The sequence below is a fragment of the Burkholderia sp. Tr-20355 genome, from assembly GCF_017104685.1.
GTDB classification, from domain to species: Bacteria; Pseudomonadota; Gammaproteobacteria; order Burkholderiales; family Burkholderiaceae; genus Burkholderia; species Burkholderia seminalis.
On sequence record NZ_JAAGPK010000051.1, the window covers coordinates 1 to 15,560 of the forward strand.

The following is a 15,560-nucleotide window of genomic DNA, read 5'->3' on the forward strand; positions in this document are numbered from 1 at the left end:
TGCTCGCGTCGCGCTTCATGAATGCTTGCGGATTGGCGTCGAACAGCGCGCGGCCGGCACGCGCGAGCACGCCGGGATCATGCGATTGCGTGGCCGCTTTCGCGATGTCGTTCAGCGACTGGCCCGGCTGGACCGTCACGGTAAGCGGTACGGCGCCGCCGACGGCGGACGCCGGCAGTTCGACGGTGCCGACGGCCCAGGCCGATGCGGCTGCGCCGAGCGCCAGGATCGCCAGCGCGCCACGCACGGCGCGCGACAGACGGGACTGACGCGGAAACAAGGAAATTCGGGACATCGTGGGCTCTATCGCCGCGCGCGGGCGCGGCTCGGATTCGCGGTTGAAGGCGTCAATAAAGTTGCCGCAGAAATGCAAAAGCGTCGCGCGGAACGCGACGCTTTCGGCGGGTCTGTGCGTCGTAACCGCGTAGTTTACTTCACGCGATCGCATTCGGGCCGAATTCGTCGCCGGCCGGTGCAACCCGGCGCGGCCGCCCGGCGATCGGGCCATCGCGCCGCCCGGGTCCGCATGCCGCGGCCGGCCGCCGGGCAGATCGAACACAGCCGCATCAATGGATGAAAATCATCGCCGCGCCGGGCAGCCCTCGGACGATCAAGACGCGGCAGGCAGTCGACCAGACGCCGCCGAGCATGCGCCGATCCATTCGCACATGAAAAACGCGCCGCGCCAGCCCCGAACCGGGGGCCGACGCGGCGCGTCATCGCGCGCAGTCCGGCCTGCGGGCCGGACATGCTGACAGGCTTACTTGTCGAGCAGGATGCGCAGCATGCGGCGCAGCGGCTCGGCCGCGCCCCACAGCAGCTGGTCGCCGACCGTGAACGCGGACAGGTATTCGCCGCCCATCGCGAGCTTGCGCAGGCGGCCGACCGGCACCGTCAGCGTGCCCGTGATCTTCGCCGGCGACAGGTCGCGCATCGACGCTTCGCGCTCGTTCGGCACGACCTTCACCCAGTCGTTCGCCGACGCGAGGATGCCGTTGATCTCGTCGAGCGGCACATCCTTCTTCAGCTTGATCGTCAGTGCCTGCGAGTGGCAGCGCATCGCGCCGATCCGCACGCACAGGCCGTCGACCGGGATCGAGCCCGGCTCGCCCATGGCCGGCTTGCCGAGGATCTTGTTGGTTTCCGCGCCGCCCTTCCACTCTTCCTTCGACATCCCGTTGCCGAGATCCTTGTCGATCCACGGAATCAGCGAACCGGCCAGCGGCACGCCGAAGTGGCTCGTCGGCATCGCATCGCTGTTCATCGCGGCCAGCACGCGGCGGTCGATGTCGAGGATCGCCGACGCCGGATCGGCCAGCTGTTCCTGCACCGCGCCGTTCAGCGTGCCCATCTGCGACAGCAGCTCGCGCATGTTCTGCGCGCCCGCGCCCGATGCGGCCTGGTAGGTCATCGCCGTCATCCAGTCGACGAGGTTCTCGCGGAACAGGCCGCCGAGCGCCATCAGCATCAGGCTGACCGTGCAGTTGCCGCCGACGAAGTTCTTCGTGCCCTTGACGAGCGCGTCCTTGATCACGTCGAGGTTGACCGGGTCGAGGATGATGACCGCGTCGTCCTTCATCCGCAGCGACGATGCCGCGTCGATCCAGTAGCCGTTCCAGCCGGCCGCGCGCAGCTTCGGGAACACGTCGTTCGTGTAGTCGCCGCCCTGGCACGTGATGATCACGTCGCACTTCTTCAGCTCGTCGACGTTGGTCGCGTCCTTGAGCGTAGTCTCGTTTTTCGCGAACGACGGCGCCTTGCCGCCCGTGTTGCTGGTGCTGAAAAACACCGGTTCGATCAGGTCGAAATCGCCTTCTTCCTGCATGCGCTGCATCAGGACGCTGCCGACCATGCCGCGCCAACCTACGAGACCTACGTTCATGACTAACCCTTTGCTTTGAATGGAGCTTCCCCGCCATTTCCGTCCCCGCGTGACCGCGCGGGGAAACAGGCGGGCACGACGGCGATCAGCGTTTAATGATCGTTTTCGTGGTAATGGTTTTCGTGATGACGATGGCGCGCGCACCCGCACGGGCAGTGTTGCCGTGGAGTTTCAGGACCGGGGAGATCAGGGAAATCAGCGCCATCGTTCGAGTCTACACAAAGCCGGTGGCCCGCACAACGGCCAACCGGGGGCGAACCGGCCGATTTTCCCGGCCCGTTCGCGCCCTTTCTATATTACTGCCGCGTTGCCTTACAGCGCCGCGACCACCGCATCGCCCATCGCCGCCGTGCCGACCTGCCGGCAGCCCGGCGTGGCGATGTCGCCCGTACGGTAGCCCTGTTCGAGCACCGTTTTCACCGCGCGCTCGATGCGATCGGCCTGCTCCGCGCGATTCAGCGAGTAGCGCAGCAGCATCGCGGCCGACAGGATCGTCGCGAGCGGGTTGGCAATGCCCTTGCCCGCGATGTCCGGCGCCGAACCGTGCGACGGCTCGTACAGGCCCTTGTTGTTCTTGTCGAGCGACGCCGACGGCAGCATGCCGATCGAGCCCGTCAGCATCGACGCCTCATCGGACAGGATGTCGCCGAACATGTTGCCCGTGACGATCACGTCGAACTGCTTCGGCGCCTTCGCGAGCTGCATCGCCGCGTTGTCGACGTACATGTGCGACAGCTCGACGTCCGCGTATTCGTTCGACACGTCGATCATGACGTCGCGCCAGAACTGCGACGTTTCGAGCACGTTCGACTTGTCGACCGACAGCAGCTTCTTCGCGCGCTTGCGGGCGGCCTGGAACGCGACGTGCGCGATGCGGCGCACTTCCGGTTCCGAATAGCGCATCGTGTCGAAGCCTTCGCGTTCGCCGGCGAACGGGCCGTCCGGTGCCGCACGCACGCCGCGCGGCTGGCCGAAGTAGATGTCGCCGTTCAGTTCGCGCACGATCAGGATGTCGAGGCCCGCGACGAGTTCCGGCTTCAGCGGCGAGGCATCGACGAGCTGCGGATAGCAGATCGCCGGGCGGAAGTTCGCGAACAGCTCGAGATGCTTGCGCAGCCCGAGGATCGCCTGCTCGGGGCGCAGCGCGCGCTCGAGCGAGTCGTACTTCCAGTCGCCGACCGCGCCGAACAGGATCGCGTCGGCTTCCTTCGCGAGCGCCAGCGTCGCGTCGGGCAGCGGATGGCCGCTCGCCTCGTAGCCGGCGCCGCCGACCGGCGCCTGTTCGAGTTCGAACTTCTCGTCGAGTGCGTTCAGCACCTTCACGGCTTCCTTGACGATTTCCGGACCGATGCCGTCGCCGGGCAGCACTGCAATCTTCATGCGAAATTCCTGACTGGGTAGGTTGTATGAGGCAGGCCGGCGAACGCGCCGCTGGCGCGCCCGCCCGAAAGGCACGATCAGCCGACCAGCTTGGTGTTGAGCCACGGCTGCTTCACGAGCCGCTCCGCTTCGAACTGGCGGATCTTGTCCGCGTGGCGCAGCGTGAGGCCGATGTCGTCGAAGCCGTTCAGCAGGCAGTACTTGCGGAACGCGGTGATCTCGAACGGATACTCGCGGCCGTCGCCCGAGCGCACGACCTGGGCGTCGAGGTCGATCGTCAGTTGAAAGCCGTTGAACGCCGCCGTCTCGTTGAACAGGTGATCGACCTGCTGCTCGGTCAGCACGATCGGCAGCAGGCCGTTCTTGTAGCAGTTGTTGAAGAAGATGTCCGCGAAGCTCGGCGCGATGATCGCGCGGAAGCCGTACTGCTGCAGCGCCCACGGTGCGTGCTCGCGCGAGCTGCCGCAGCCGAAGTTCTTGCGGGCGAGCAGCACCGATGCGCCCTGGTAGCGCGGCTGGTTCAGCACGAAGTCCGGATTCAGCGGACGCTTCGAGTTGTCCTGGCCCGGCTCGCCGTGATCGAGGTAGCGCCATTCGTCGAACGCGTTCGGACCGAAGCCCGTGCGCTTGATCGACTTCAGGAACTGCTTCGGGATGATCGCGTCGGTGTCGACGTTCTCGCGATCGAGCGGCGCCACGACGCCGGTATGTACAGTGAATTTTTCCATGATCCGTCTATCCGGTTGAAGGGCCGGCACGCGGCCGGCACACATCGACAAATTCTCGGTGGCGGTGTCAGTCCGCGGCGCGCTTGAGCGCGTTGCCCGCGGCGTTGACGTCCTCGCCGAAGCCGCGGACGGTATTGCAGCCCGCGAGGCCGAAGCCCAGCCCCGCCAGCGCCAGCGCGGCAACCAGCCGCGCGATGACCTTCGTTGCCGTCACGCGTTACCCCAGCTGGCGAATGTCGACGAAGTGACCTTCGATCGCCGCGGCTGCCGCCATCGCGGGGCTCACGAGGTGCGTGCGACCGCCCGCGCCCTGCCGGCCCTCGAAGTTGCGGTTCGACGTCGACGCGCAGCGCTCGCCCGGATCGAGCCGGTCGGCGTTCATCGCGAGGCACATCGAACAGCCCGGCTCGCGCCATTCGAAGCCCGCATCGGTGAACACCTTGTCGAGCCCTTCGCGCTCGGCCTGCGCCTTCACGAGGCCCGAACCCGGCACGACCATCGCGAGCCGCACGTTCGATGCGATCCGGCGGTTCAGCTTCTTCACGACATACGCGGCCGCGCGAATATCCTCGATCCGTGCGTTCGTGCACGAGCCGATGAAGATCTTGTCGACCTTGATCGATTCGATCGGCGTGTTCGGCTCGAGCGCCATGTAGGCCAGCGCGCGCTCCATCGCGTCGCGCTTGACCGGATCCTTCTCGCGCTCGGGATCGGGCACGCGACCGTCGATCGACGTGACCATTTCCGGCGACGTGCCCCACGTGACCTGCGGGACGATCTCGGCCGCGTTCAGCTCGACCACGCGGTCGAACTGCGCGCCGTCGTCCGACTTGAACTGGCGCCAGTATTCGACGGCCTGATCCCATTCCGCGCCGGTCGGCACGAACGGCCGGCCCTTCAGGTAATCGATCGTCGTGTCGTCCACCGCGACCATGCCCGCGCGCGCGCCGGCTTCGATCGCCATGTTGCAGACGGTCATGCGGCCTTCCATCGTCAGCGCGCGAATCGTCGAGCCGCCGAATTCGATCGCGTAGCCCGTGCCGCCCGCCGTACCGATCTTGCCGATGATCGCGAGCACGATGTCCTTCGCGGTACAGCCGCGCGGCAGTGCGCCCTCGACCTTCACGAGCATGTTCTTGCTCTTCTTCTGCAGCAGGGTTTGCGTCGCGAGCACGTGCTCGACTTCCGACGTGCCGATGCCGTGCGCGAGCGCGCCGAACGCGCCGTGCGTCGACGTGTGCGAATCGCCGCACACGATCGTCATGCCCGGCAGCGTCGCGCCCTGTTCCGGCCCGATGATGTGGACGATGCCCTGGCGCACGTCGTTCATCTTGAACTGCGTGATGCCGAACGCATCGCAGTTCGCGTCGAGCGTGTCGACCTGCAGCTTCGAGACGGGATCGGCGATGCCGTGGCTGCGGTCCGTCGTCGGCACGTTGTGGTCCGACACGGCGAGGTTCGCGCTGATGCGCCACACCGGGCGATGCGTCATCTTCAGCCCTTCGAACGCCTGCGGGCTCGTGACTTCGTGCAGCAGCTGACGGTCGATGTAGAGCAGGGTCGTGCCGTCTTCCTCGGTGTGGACCACGTGGGTGTTCCACAGTTTGTCGTAGAGAGTCTGTGCCATGGGTATTCGGGGTCGTTGTGACTACAAGCCTTGCGGATGAAGTCGATTATGCCACGCAGCGTGCGCCCCGGCTCAGGCCGGGCGCGAAAAAACCCATTAAAAACAGTAGTTTGGCTGGTAGTGCCAATACCTGTATCGGCATTACCCGGCAAAACGGGGCACGCACGATCCGGCGGGCGGCGATCGCGCGGCCGCATCGCCCGGGTCGCGCGCCGCGCCCCGTGGCTGGCGCATCAGCCGTTCGGGTACGCGCGGTTGATCAGGTCGAGCCGCAGCATCGCGAGCTGCATGCCGGCGTTGCCCAGCAGGTAGAGATCGCGCCGCCGCATGGCCGCCATCTGCGCGGACGTGTCGTAGCGCGACGGCAGCGCGAGGCCTGCCGGCACCGCCGCCTGCATCCCCGCGGCATTCGACGCGCGCACGGCGAGCGACGCCTGGTCCTGATGCGTGACGACGCCGACCTTGCCGAGCGCCGCGCTCGCGGCCGCCTGCCTGACGATCGCGGCGGCGACGCCGTCGGGGGTCGATATCGGGCTGCCGGCGGCGACCGCGGGCGTCGCGATCGACGTCACGCCGGCCGTGAGCCCGTATGTCGACGCGAGCACGCTCGCGACCTCCTGCTGCGCGAAGATCGGTGCCGCGACCTTCTGCCGAAGCTGGAACACGGTATCGGCAATCGCCTCGTTGACGGGGCCCGGTACGGGTGCGGCGGCCGATGCGCCGGCGCGGCTGCCGAAACTATATGCGACGATCGTATCGATGGCGGCCGCCGCGACGCTCGGCGGCGTCCACGAGAAAAACGTGTCGAGCAGATAACCGGTTTCGGCGGCGGCGGTCGCGCGATCGTTCAGTTCGTTCGTCAGCTTGCCGAGCATCTGGCGCTGCAGTTCGGCATCGGTGGCCGGCGCGGCGCTCGCGAACACGGGCGTGACGGCCGCGCACGACGCGGCCAGGACGGAGGTGGAAGCCAGGAAATGGCGACGGGTATGCATGGTCATGAGCATCGATGGGGGATCGGCGGGCGTCAGCCCTTCGGGTAGGCCTGCGTCGTCGCGGTCATCGCGCGCGTCAGCATCTGCGCATACATGTCGTGCACGAGGTAGAGGCTGCGGTTGCGCGTCCACGGCTGGCCCGACTGCGGGTCGTACACCGTCGGCAGCGGCACCTCGGCGACGGCCGCCGCCTTCATGCCCGCCTGTTGCGACGTCTGGATGCAGCGCTTCGCGTGATCGCGATGGCCGACCACCGCGACGGTGCCCATCGCCGCCGCCCCGCCCGCCCGCGACACGGCGACCGCCGCGACGCCCGCGGTACTCAGGTACACGATCGAGCCGTCGTTCGCGATCACCGGTTCGACCGACGACAGCACGTCGGCGCCCATCCCGTATTTCGACACGAGAAACCGCGCGATTTCCCATTGCGCATAGACCTTGACGGGCTTCAGCTGGCGGATGCGGTACACGGCGTCCGCCAGCGCCTCGTTCACGGGCCCCGGATCGGGCAGCGCCGCCTGGTTGCCGCCGGTGCTCGACGTGTTGCCGCTCGACGCGTTCGGACGGTTGCCGAAGCTGTACGCGACGATCGCACCGATCTGCGCGGCGGCCACGGTCGGCAGGTCCCACGTGAAGCCGACGTCGGACATCGCCGGGACGATCGCGTCGACGGTCGCCGCGTCGCCGAGCTGCGCGTTCAGTTTCGCGGACATCTGCGCGGCCAGCGCGCTGTCGGTGACCGGCGCCGACGTGACGTCGTCGCCGCCGCAGGCGCTCAGCAGGGAAGAGGCCGCGACGGCTGGCGCGGCGGCGAGGAATTTTCTTCGGGACGAAGCCGGGGAATGCTGACTCATGTACACGCTACGCCATGATGCGAATGACGACCGTGCGTGAGGACAGGCAGGGTCGACGAAATTCGCGGGGTCCAGGGAAAAGGCAATCGGGCAACCGCGCGCGAACCGGCATTGCGGCATGCCATCGATCGATGCAGCGCGATCCTAGGCGGCGTTGGTTAAATTGCGGTGAAAGTAACGGCCGAATCCGTTCGATCGCCGCGCCGTTTCGCCGATGGACGATCTTGTTTCACCTGCGGCGAGCGAATCGCGCGCCTGTTTCGCCGGTGGAGCGCTCGCGACTGGCGCGGCGTTTCGACATATCGGCACCCGCATCACCATGGCGCAAGCCGCGTTCCCTCACGATCCGGACCCGGAGCCCGCCACGATGAAGCTCGGCCTGAACGAATCGCTTGCGCGCCTCGACGACGAAGGCACGCTGTTCACGACGCTGTTTCGCCACGGCACGCGCGATGTCGAGCTGTACCGGCCGCGCGTCGAGGACGGGCAGACGCCGCACACGCGCGACGAGATCGACGTGATCACGACCGGCGCGTCGCGCTTCGTCGTCGACGGGCGCGAATGCGGCGTCGCGGCCGGCGACACGCTGTTCGTCCCCGCCCACGCGGCGCATCGCTTCGTCGGCTTCTCCGACGACTTCTCGACCCGGGTGTTCTTCCACGGCCCGGAAGGCGGCGAGCGCGCACGCGACGCATGATGCCGCGCACGGCGCTTTTCGTTCGATCGCCTAGACTGTCTATTCGCAACGGGCGGCGCGCGGCCGCCCGGTCGTCACGAGGCCGGCGGCAGCCGGTTCAACGAACTGGACAACAGCATGCGATATGAACTCTATTACTGGCCCGAGATCCAGGGCCGCGGCGAGTACGTGCGGCTCGCGCTCGAGGCGGCCGAAGCCGACTATGTCGATGTCGCACGCGAATCGGGGCGCGGGATGGGCGTGTCGGCGATGATGCGCATGATGGACAGCACGAAGGCCGAGTGCGTGCCGTTCGCGCCGCCGTTCCTGAAGGCGGGCGACGTGGTCGTCGGGCAGACGGCGAACATCCTGCTGTTTCTCGGCGCGCGGCTCGGGCTCGCGCCCGACGACGAAGCCGGCCGGCTGTGGGTACACCAGCTCCAGCTGACCGTCGCCGACTTCGTCACCGAGATCCACGACACGCATCACCCGATCGCCAGCTGCCTCTACTACGAGGACCAGAAGGCGGAAGCCGCGGAGCGCGCGGCCGACTTCATCGAGAACCGGCTGCCGAAATTCCTCGGCTACTTCGATCGCGTGCTCGAGCAGAATCCGCACGGCGGCGGCTACATCGCGGGCACCGCTCTCAGCTACGCGGACCTGTCGATGTTCCAGCTGATCGAGGGCTTGCGCTATGCGTTTCCGAAGGCGATGAAACGCGCGGAGCGGAAAGTCGCGGCGCTCGTCGCGCTGCACGATCGCGTCGCGCGGCATCCGCCCGTCGCGCGCTATCTCGCGTCGGCGCGCCGCATCCCGTTCAACGACATGGGGATCTTCCGGCACTACCCGGAGCTCGACCGGTAACGGCGCCGTTCAATCGCCATATCGATAGCGGCTGCGCATCGCGTCGAGCGGATTGCCGTCGGCCAGCGTGCCGCCGAGGCTGTGGATCACCGCGCTCGCCGCATTGATCGCGGTCTGCACCGCGCCCTCGATCCAGCCGCCCGTAAACGAACAGCAGCAGCCGGCCAGATAGATCCCGCGGTCCGACGACGGATCCGCCGCCGTCTGGAACTGGTAGAACAGCGCCTGCGAGTGGATGTCGTCGCCCGGGTAGTTCAGCTTGAACGCGCCCAGCGCGTAACGGTCCGACAGCCAGTCGTGACTCGTGACGTTGCGCGCGTAATCGTCGTCGAGCGGGCGCAGATGCGCGGCGAACGCCGGCGACACGACGCCGATCTCGGCCACGAGGCGCTTGAACCGCTCGATCTTGTCGGTCAGCGACAGGATCTTGTGCGAATCGTCTTCCCACGTGTAGCTGATCAGCACGACGCCGTGCGCGTCGGGATCGTCGGGCGCGTAGTCGAGGCAGTAGATGCCGCGCGCGAGCGTGTCGGTCTGAATGTTGTGCGGCAGCCCGTGCTTGAGCCAGAACTTGTCGCGGGTCAGCACGAAAAGCTTCGACGAGCTGACCATGTGCGTCTCGTTGATCGCGCGGACGACGTCCGGGGCGAACAGGTTCGCGATGCCCGTCATCCCCATGCCGACCTGCATCGCCCGCGTCGTCGTCGCGACGATCACGCGATCGAACACGCGGGTCGCCCCGTCGTCGAGTGCGAGCGCAAGCGTACCATCGGGCTGCTTCGTCACGCCGCGCACCGCTGCGTGAACGATGCAGTCGCGCACGCGCACGCCGTCGGCGCCGTCGTCCAGCAGCCCCTGCGCGAGCGCGAAGATGCCGGCCGGGATCAGCCGCTGGTCGACCTCGAGCTCATTGACGACGATCCGCAGGATTTCGAGGAACGACGCGCGATAGACCGGCTGGAAGCCGCCCGACCCGATGCCGAGCGTGCCGAACAGGCGCAGGTCCTCGCTCTTGCGCCAGCGAACGCCGCCGGGCGGCGTCGCGCCGGTGAAGATCTTCACGATCGCCGAATAGAACGACTCGTCGCCGAAGCGGTCGATGTACTGCTGCCAGCCGCACCGCGCATCGTCGTAGCGATGCGCGCGCAGCAGCGCCGTCAGTTCGGCCGGCGCCGGTAGCGACGTGCCGTCGTCGAGCCGCACGCCGTCGCGGATGAACGCGCGCCAGCCGCAGTCGACACGCTCGAACAGCGCCGGCGGCGCTTCGCCGGCCGGCCAGCGGTACGCATGACCCTGATAGTGGATCTCCGTGTCGACGATGCCGGGATCGGGAAACGCCGATGCGCTGTCGACGCCGAACCGGTCCAGGTAGTGATACAGCGCCGCCTGCGACGGCGGAAAGCGCATCGCGCCCATTTCGGCGAGCAGGTGCGGATGCTCGGGATTGATCGACTGCGTCAGCAGGCGTCCGCCGACGCGCGCCCGGTTCGCCTCGAACACGACGACCTGCCGCGCACCGGCGCGCAGCAGTTCGCAGGCCGCGACGAGCCCGCCGACGCCCGCGCCGACGATCGCGATCCGCGCATCGCGCGCGCTTTCGGCCGCCAGCGTACCGACACGGCCGCCGGTACGGGACAGGAAAGCGCCATAGTCGTACAGCGTGTCGATGTACGGTAGCGTGTGCGGCAGGCGTTCAGGGGCGTTCATGGAATCGGGACCAAACCAGGGAAGGAAACCGGCAGCGCGAGCCCGCGCTCACACGGGCAGGTGGATGCTGCCGAGCGGCGCATCGGCGTTGACGAGGTCGACGCGCTTCACGCGGATGCGCAACGCGTCGCCGCTGACCGCGAGTTCGTGCGTGTACCAGCCGGCAAACAGCGTCTGCTCGTCGCGCCGCGCTTCGACGTAATGGAACGGCGTGCGCAACACGTACACGCCGCGCGCCGGGTCGGCGCGCTCGACGTACGGCTGCTGGAGCAGATGATGGCCGCGGCTCGCCGGCTGCTGCGAGAACGTGCGGCGGCCGGCCAGGCGCTCGATGCGGATGCGCAGCAGCAACCGGTCCTCGTCCATCAGCGCGCCATGCAGCACCGAATCGGGCTGATCCGGCGACAACGGCATCCAGTAGCGCGCGTCGTCCGCGTACAGCGCGAGCCAGTCTTCGTAGCGCCGCTCGTCGAGCAGGCGCGCCTCGCGATACACGAACGCGGCGAGTTCATCGTGAGCAAACGTGCGCATCGGCGGCCTCCTTCGTCGATGCGGGCGCGATATAGCGCAGCCACGCGCGGAACTGGTTGCGGATCTGCAGCTCGCTGGTGCCGTTCGTCTCGGCCGTCGCGTGCATGTGCTCGTGCGGATCGAACAGCCGTCCCACATGCACCCAGTCGCGCGATTGCGTCGCGAGGCCGCGCTGCGCGCGTTCGTACATCTCGAGATCGTCGTGCGCGACGATCGACGTCGGCGCGTTGATCAGCCGGTTGTAGGCCAGCGTGCGCTCGAACATCGAATCGGGTGCGCCCGCAAGACGGAACGACCACGATTCGACCAGCGTGCGGTCGGCCGCGAGCGGCTTGAACACGCGCAGGATCTGGATCGGCCCCTTCACCATCGCGTTCGGGAACAGCACCGTGTTGTGGCGCACCTCGCCGAGAATGCGGGCCGCGCGCGCTTCGCCGTACGCCGCCGTCATCTTCTCGTGATAACCGGGAATCGGCGTATAGCGCGCATGGATCGAATCGGCGGTGCCGGTGTGACCGTGCCCGTTGGGCCACACGCGCAGCCCCATCCGCTCGAAGAACGCATGCGGCTGGATGAACGGCTCCAGCAGTTCCACCGCCATCGGCTTCGCGCCTTCCATGCCGTCACGCTCCCAGACGCGCACGGCCGTGCCGGCCGACGACTCGTGCGCGACCATCGGGTGACAGGTGTCGGTCTGGTTCTCGACCAGCATCTTCCAGTTGCACGCATGCACGTACCGGAACACGCCGCCCGCGACTTCGACGCGCCCTTCCGGCGAGCGGTCGACCAGGTTGTCGAGCGACGACAGCGCCGCGCCGAAATAGTCGTGGAAGCCGACGCCCTCCGGGTTCAGCCGACAGAACACGAAACCCCGATGCTCGTGGGTCGCGCCGACCGCCTGCATGCCCTTGCTCGCCTCGCACGATTCGAAGCCGGTCTGGTCGTAGCCGCGCCGCAGCGGAATCGCATGGAGGCTGCCGTCGGTCCGGTAGGACCATGCGTGGTACGGACAGCGAAAGAACGTACCCGTGTTGCCGCACGCGTCGGTCACGAGCTGCGTGCCCTTGTGCGAACACCGGTTGTGCAGCACGCGCACCGATCCGTCGACGTGACGCACCATCACGACCGGCTCCGCGCCGATCGTCGTCGTCACGTAGTCGCCGGTGTCCGGAATCTGGCTGACGTGGCCGACGTACACCCATGTGTTCGCGAACAGGTGGCGCATCTCCAGTTCGAAGATCCGCGGTGACAGGTAAAGATCCTTGTGCACCTCGGTATCGCGCACGAGCGCCGCCACCCCATCGGTGAACCCGGGCGCCGTCATGCGCACCTCCGGCCGCGCACGCGTTGTTGCCGCGCGCCGTCGCGGCGCGCGGATTCGATTGTTGTTATCGTCATCTCTCAGGTTTCTGCTCGTAGGTGCCGCTCGGACTCCATACGCCCGCCGCCAGGCACGCGGCGGCGGGCGCGGCGGCGACGGTCAGCCCGTCACCGGTGTTTCATGCAGGCGCAGCCAGCCGATGCGGCCGTTCGCGTCGCGCTCGAATACGACGGTCGAACGGCGCACGGTGCGCCGCCCCGCTCCGTCGACCTGCGTCTCGCGATAGGCAATCACCGCGCCGCCCTGCCACGCGCTCACTTCGTGCAGTTCGTCGATCGCGATCCGCAGCCCGGGACGCGCGCCGTGGCCGCGCGAGAACAGGACGTCGACATCCGCGAAATCCAGCGCATGCCCCTGCAGCGAAATCATCGAGAAACGCCGCGAAAAACGCGCGATCAGCGGCGCGAGCGCGTCGCGTGACGCATGGCCGGACAACCATTGCTCGATGTCGACGTGCGCGTCGACCACTTCCTGGAAAAACGGGTTGGACGGATTCATTTCGACACTTGCGTACGTTGGGAAACCGGTCGCGCGGCAGGCGCGCGGTGCAGGGCGAGGCGCGCGACGAACGGCAGCGGCAGCAGCGTCAGCAACGCGGCCAGACCGAAGCACTGCTGGTAAGACAGCCGCGCGTCGTCGCCCTGCGTCGACAGCAGGAAATTCAGCGCGCTGCCCAGCACGGCGACGCCGAGGCAGAAGCTCAACTGCCGGTTGATGTTCCACAGCGCGCTCGCGTCGCCCATCCGCGCCGCGGGAACGTCGAGGAACGCCGCGCTTTGCGACGTGCTCGTGCACATGCTGGCGCCGAGCCCCATCGCGACGAAAGCCAGCACGCGCCCGGCCTCGAAACCAGCGAGCGGTGTCGCGAGCAGCACGATGCCGATCGCGTCGATCGCGATCCCGCCGATGAACAGCGGCTTCGCGCCCCACTTCGGAAAACAGCGCCGCGTCGTCGCGATCGCGACGAACGACGCGATCGCCCACGGCACCATCAGCGCGCCCGTATGCGTCGCGCTGAGCCCGAGCGCGTTCTGCAGGTACAGCGCCGCGACCAGGTTCACGCCGGTGAACACGCCCGGCACGCACAGATAGACGACCAAGCCGATCCGCAGCAGCGGCTGCGCGACGAGGCGCAGGTCGAGCAGCGGGGACGCCGCGCGCCGCGCATGCGCGACGTACGCGCCACCGGCGACCAGCGCGACCGACAGCGGCGCGATCGCCAGGCGGCCGCCCCCCGGCTGGCCCGCGAACGTCAGGCCGAGCAGCAGCGCGACCAGCGCCACGGCGCTCAACGCGAGGCCGCGGGCATCGAGCGCCGGCGGACGTTCGCCCGCTGCGTCCGGCGGCAGCCACGCGAACGCGAGCACGCTGGTCGCGGCGGCCAGCGGCACCATGCCGAAGAAGATCGCCCGCCACGACGCGCGATCGACGATCACGCCGCCGAGCGCCGGCGACAAGGCGGGCACGAGCAGCGCGACCATCATCACGATCGACGTCAGGTGGGCACGTGCATCCGGCGGATACGCGCGATAGGCCATCGTCTGCCCGACCGGGATCAGCAGCCCGCCGCCGAGCCCCTGGATCAGGCGCCACGCGAGCAGCGCGCCGATCGACGCCGACAGGCCGACGCCGACGCTGCCGAGCGCGAACAGCACCAGCGACGCGATCAGCAGCCGGCGCTCGCCGAAACGCCGCGCCAGCCAGGTGCCGAGCGGGATCACGACGGTCAGCCCGAGCACGTACATGTTGCCGATCCACGCCAGCTGCGCGACCGATGCGTGCAGCTCGCGCTGGATCGTCGGATACGCGGCGTTGATGACGAACATGTTGGCGAGGTCGATCGCGAACCCGAGCAGGTAGACGGCGGCGATTTTCGAGCGATCGGTCATGTGGCGGAAGACGAACGAAACGCCGCAGTGTAAGGTTCGACGCGCGCGTCGATAAGACCGTCCGGACGGCAAGACTGGTCGAAAAATTTTGACAATCAGGGCAACATGTCGGTTTTCCGGAAAGCAGCCGACACGCCATGGTGAGTCTCGATCGTTTCGCCGTCTTCCGCGCCGTCGTGGAAGCGGGGTCGTTTACGGCCGCCGCCGCCCAGTTGAATCAGGCCCGGGCCGCGGTCAGCTTCAACATCAAGCAGCTCGAAGCCGAACTCGGCGTCACGCTGTTCACGCGCACGACGCGGCGCGTCGAGCTGACCGACGCGGGCGAGCGCTTCCATGCGCGCTGCCTGCGCGTGCTGGAGGAAGCCGAGAGCGCGATCGACGACGCCCGCAGCGAGCACGGCGGGATGCACGGCGTGCTGCGCGTGACGTCGACGGTCGAGTATGGGACGATGGTGGTCGCGCCCGCGCTGCATGCGTTCATGCAGCGCCATCCCGCGCTGCGCGTGCGGCTCGAGACGCATGCGGCGCAGGTCGACCTGGTGCGGGAGCGCGTCGACGTCGCGATTCGCCTCGGGCGCCTCGAGCAGTTCCAGGACCTGCCCTACCGCGGCGCGTGCCTGGCGACCTACGAAGTGCGGCCCGTGATCGCGCCGTCGCTGCTCGCCGCCGCGGGCCTGTCCCGCATCGACTCGCCCGACGTGCTCGCGCGCCTGCCGCAGCTCGGGCATACGCGGCTCGAGCGCATCGCCACCTGGACGCTCACGGACCGCGACGGCAACCCGCATGCCTTCCGGCCCGGCGCCAAGCCGCGCGTCGTCGTCGACAACGCGTCGGTACTGCGCGTGCTCGCGCGCCAGGGCAGCGGCGTCGCGCTGCTGCCCGAATGGCTCGTGCGCGACGACCTCGCGTGCGGCGCGCTGGTCGACGCACTGCCCGACTACCGGTTTCCGCCGCAGGCCGTCTACGCGTTGTATCCGTCGACCACGCACGTGCCGCAAAAGGTGCGCGCGTGGGTCGACTTCATGAAGGCCTATCTGGCCTGAACGCGG

General features: G+C 68.0%; 16 protein-coding genes and 1 pseudogene. 3 read left to right on the forward strand and 14 right to left on the reverse strand.

The genetic code is table 11. The features are described 5' to 3' along the window. From G3N62_RS35985 to G3N62_RS15920, 9 genes and pseudogenes are all read right to left on the reverse strand, one after another. Nucleotides 1-508 (reverse strand): annotated as a pseudogene (locus G3N62_RS35985) (pilus assembly protein FimV); the annotation flags it as partial. Between the two features lie 252 nt (nucleotides 509-760). After that, nucleotides 761-1,882 (reverse strand): aspartate-semialdehyde dehydrogenase, encoded by a 1,122-nt coding sequence (gene asd / locus G3N62_RS15885; RefSeq protein WP_034185812.1) that lies wholly within the window; start codon nucleotides 1,880-1,882, stop codon nucleotides 761-763. A gap of 85 nt (nucleotides 1,883-1,967) precedes the next feature. Then, nucleotides 1,968-2,087, reverse strand: a complete 120-nt coding sequence (locus tag G3N62_RS15890; RefSeq protein WP_006756675.1) for a hypothetical protein — start codon at nucleotides 2,085-2,087, stop codon at nucleotides 1,968-1,970. Between the two features lie 107 nt (nucleotides 2,088-2,194). Continuing rightward, entirely contained in the window at nucleotides 2,195-3,262 is a 1,068-nt protein-coding gene (gene leuB, locus G3N62_RS15895; protein WP_124668859.1) for a 3-isopropylmalate dehydrogenase, read from the reverse strand. Nucleotides 3,263-3,339: 77 nt separating this feature from the next. Next, nucleotides 3,340-3,990 carry a 3-isopropylmalate dehydratase small subunit gene (gene leuD / locus G3N62_RS15900; RefSeq protein WP_034185810.1) on the reverse strand — a complete coding sequence of 217 codons (651 nt, stop codon included), beginning with the start codon at nucleotides 3,988-3,990 and terminating at the stop codon, nucleotides 3,340-3,342. A gap of 67 nt (nucleotides 3,991-4,057) precedes the next feature. Then, the gene (locus G3N62_RS15905) at nucleotides 4,058-4,204 is read right to left on the reverse strand and encodes an entericidin A/B family lipoprotein (protein WP_034185809.1); all 147 of its coding nucleotides are present in this window, start codon (nucleotides 4,202-4,204) and stop codon (nucleotides 4,058-4,060) included. A 3-nt stretch (nucleotides 4,205-4,207) separates the two neighbouring features. Beyond that, nucleotides 4,208-5,617 (reverse strand): 3-isopropylmalate dehydratase large subunit, encoded by a 1,410-nt coding sequence (leuC, locus tag G3N62_RS15910; protein ID WP_034185808.1) that lies wholly within the window; start codon nucleotides 5,615-5,617, stop codon nucleotides 4,208-4,210. 233 nt (nucleotides 5,618-5,850) lie between these two features. Beyond that, nucleotides 5,851-6,609, reverse strand: a complete 759-nt coding sequence (locus G3N62_RS15915; RefSeq protein ID WP_124668858.1) for a Tat pathway signal protein — start codon at nucleotides 6,607-6,609, stop codon at nucleotides 5,851-5,853. A gap of 32 nt (nucleotides 6,610-6,641) precedes the next feature. Next, nucleotides 6,642-7,463, reverse strand: coding sequence for a hypothetical protein (locus tag G3N62_RS15920; protein ID WP_124668857.1), 822 nt, complete (start codon nucleotides 7,461-7,463; stop codon nucleotides 6,642-6,644). 367 nt (nucleotides 7,464-7,830) lie between these two features. Here G3N62_RS15920 and G3N62_RS15925 point away from each other — a divergent pair, with 367 nt between their 5' ends. Together G3N62_RS15925 and G3N62_RS15930 are read left to right on the forward strand one after the other, a co-directional pair. After that, entirely contained in the window at nucleotides 7,831-8,160 is a 330-nt protein-coding gene (locus G3N62_RS15925; RefSeq protein WP_034185983.1) for a cupin domain-containing protein, read from the forward strand. 117 nt (nucleotides 8,161-8,277) lie between these two features. After that, nucleotides 8,278-9,003 carry a glutathione S-transferase gene (locus G3N62_RS15930; protein WP_059558350.1) on the forward strand — a complete coding sequence of 242 codons (726 nt, stop codon included), beginning with the start codon at nucleotides 8,278-8,280 and terminating at the stop codon, nucleotides 9,001-9,003. 9 nt (nucleotides 9,004-9,012) lie between these two features. On the opposite strand, the gene G3N62_RS15935 is transcribed toward G3N62_RS15930, so the two are convergent. From G3N62_RS15935 to G3N62_RS15955, 5 genes are all read right to left on the reverse strand, one after another. Further along, nucleotides 9,013-10,710, reverse strand: coding sequence for an NAD(P)/FAD-dependent oxidoreductase (locus tag G3N62_RS15935; RefSeq protein ID WP_124668856.1), 1,698 nt, complete (start codon nucleotides 10,708-10,710; stop codon nucleotides 9,013-9,015). Nucleotides 10,711-10,758: 48 nt separating this feature from the next. Then, nucleotides 10,759-11,241 carry an aromatic-ring-hydroxylating dioxygenase subunit beta gene (locus G3N62_RS15940; RefSeq protein WP_034185804.1) on the reverse strand — a complete coding sequence of 161 codons (483 nt, stop codon included), beginning with the start codon at nucleotides 11,239-11,241 and terminating at the stop codon, nucleotides 10,759-10,761. Then, nucleotides 11,219-12,565 carry an aromatic ring-hydroxylating dioxygenase subunit alpha gene (locus tag G3N62_RS15945; protein WP_034185803.1) on the reverse strand — a complete coding sequence of 449 codons (1,347 nt, stop codon included), beginning with the start codon at nucleotides 12,563-12,565 and terminating at the stop codon, nucleotides 11,219-11,221. The genes G3N62_RS15940 and G3N62_RS15945 overlap by 23 nt, the downstream gene beginning before the upstream one ends. 156 nt (nucleotides 12,566-12,721) lie before the next feature. Further along, nucleotides 12,722-13,120 (reverse strand): DUF4440 domain-containing protein, encoded by a 399-nt coding sequence (locus G3N62_RS15950; RefSeq protein ID WP_124668855.1) that lies wholly within the window; start codon nucleotides 13,118-13,120, stop codon nucleotides 12,722-12,724. Further along, the gene (locus G3N62_RS15955; RefSeq protein ID WP_124668854.1) at nucleotides 13,117-14,511 is read right to left on the reverse strand and encodes an MFS transporter; all 1,395 of its coding nucleotides are present in this window, start codon (nucleotides 14,509-14,511) and stop codon (nucleotides 13,117-13,119) included. The genes G3N62_RS15950 and G3N62_RS15955 overlap by 4 nt, the downstream gene beginning before the upstream one ends. Before the next feature lie 137 nt (nucleotides 14,512-14,648). Between G3N62_RS15955 and G3N62_RS15960 the strand changes: the two genes are divergently transcribed. Next, a complete protein-coding gene (locus G3N62_RS15960) occupies nucleotides 14,649-15,554 on the forward strand; it encodes a LysR family transcriptional regulator (protein WP_034185800.1) in 906 nt (301 codons plus the stop codon). Nucleotides 15,555-15,560 lie beyond the last annotated feature (6 nt).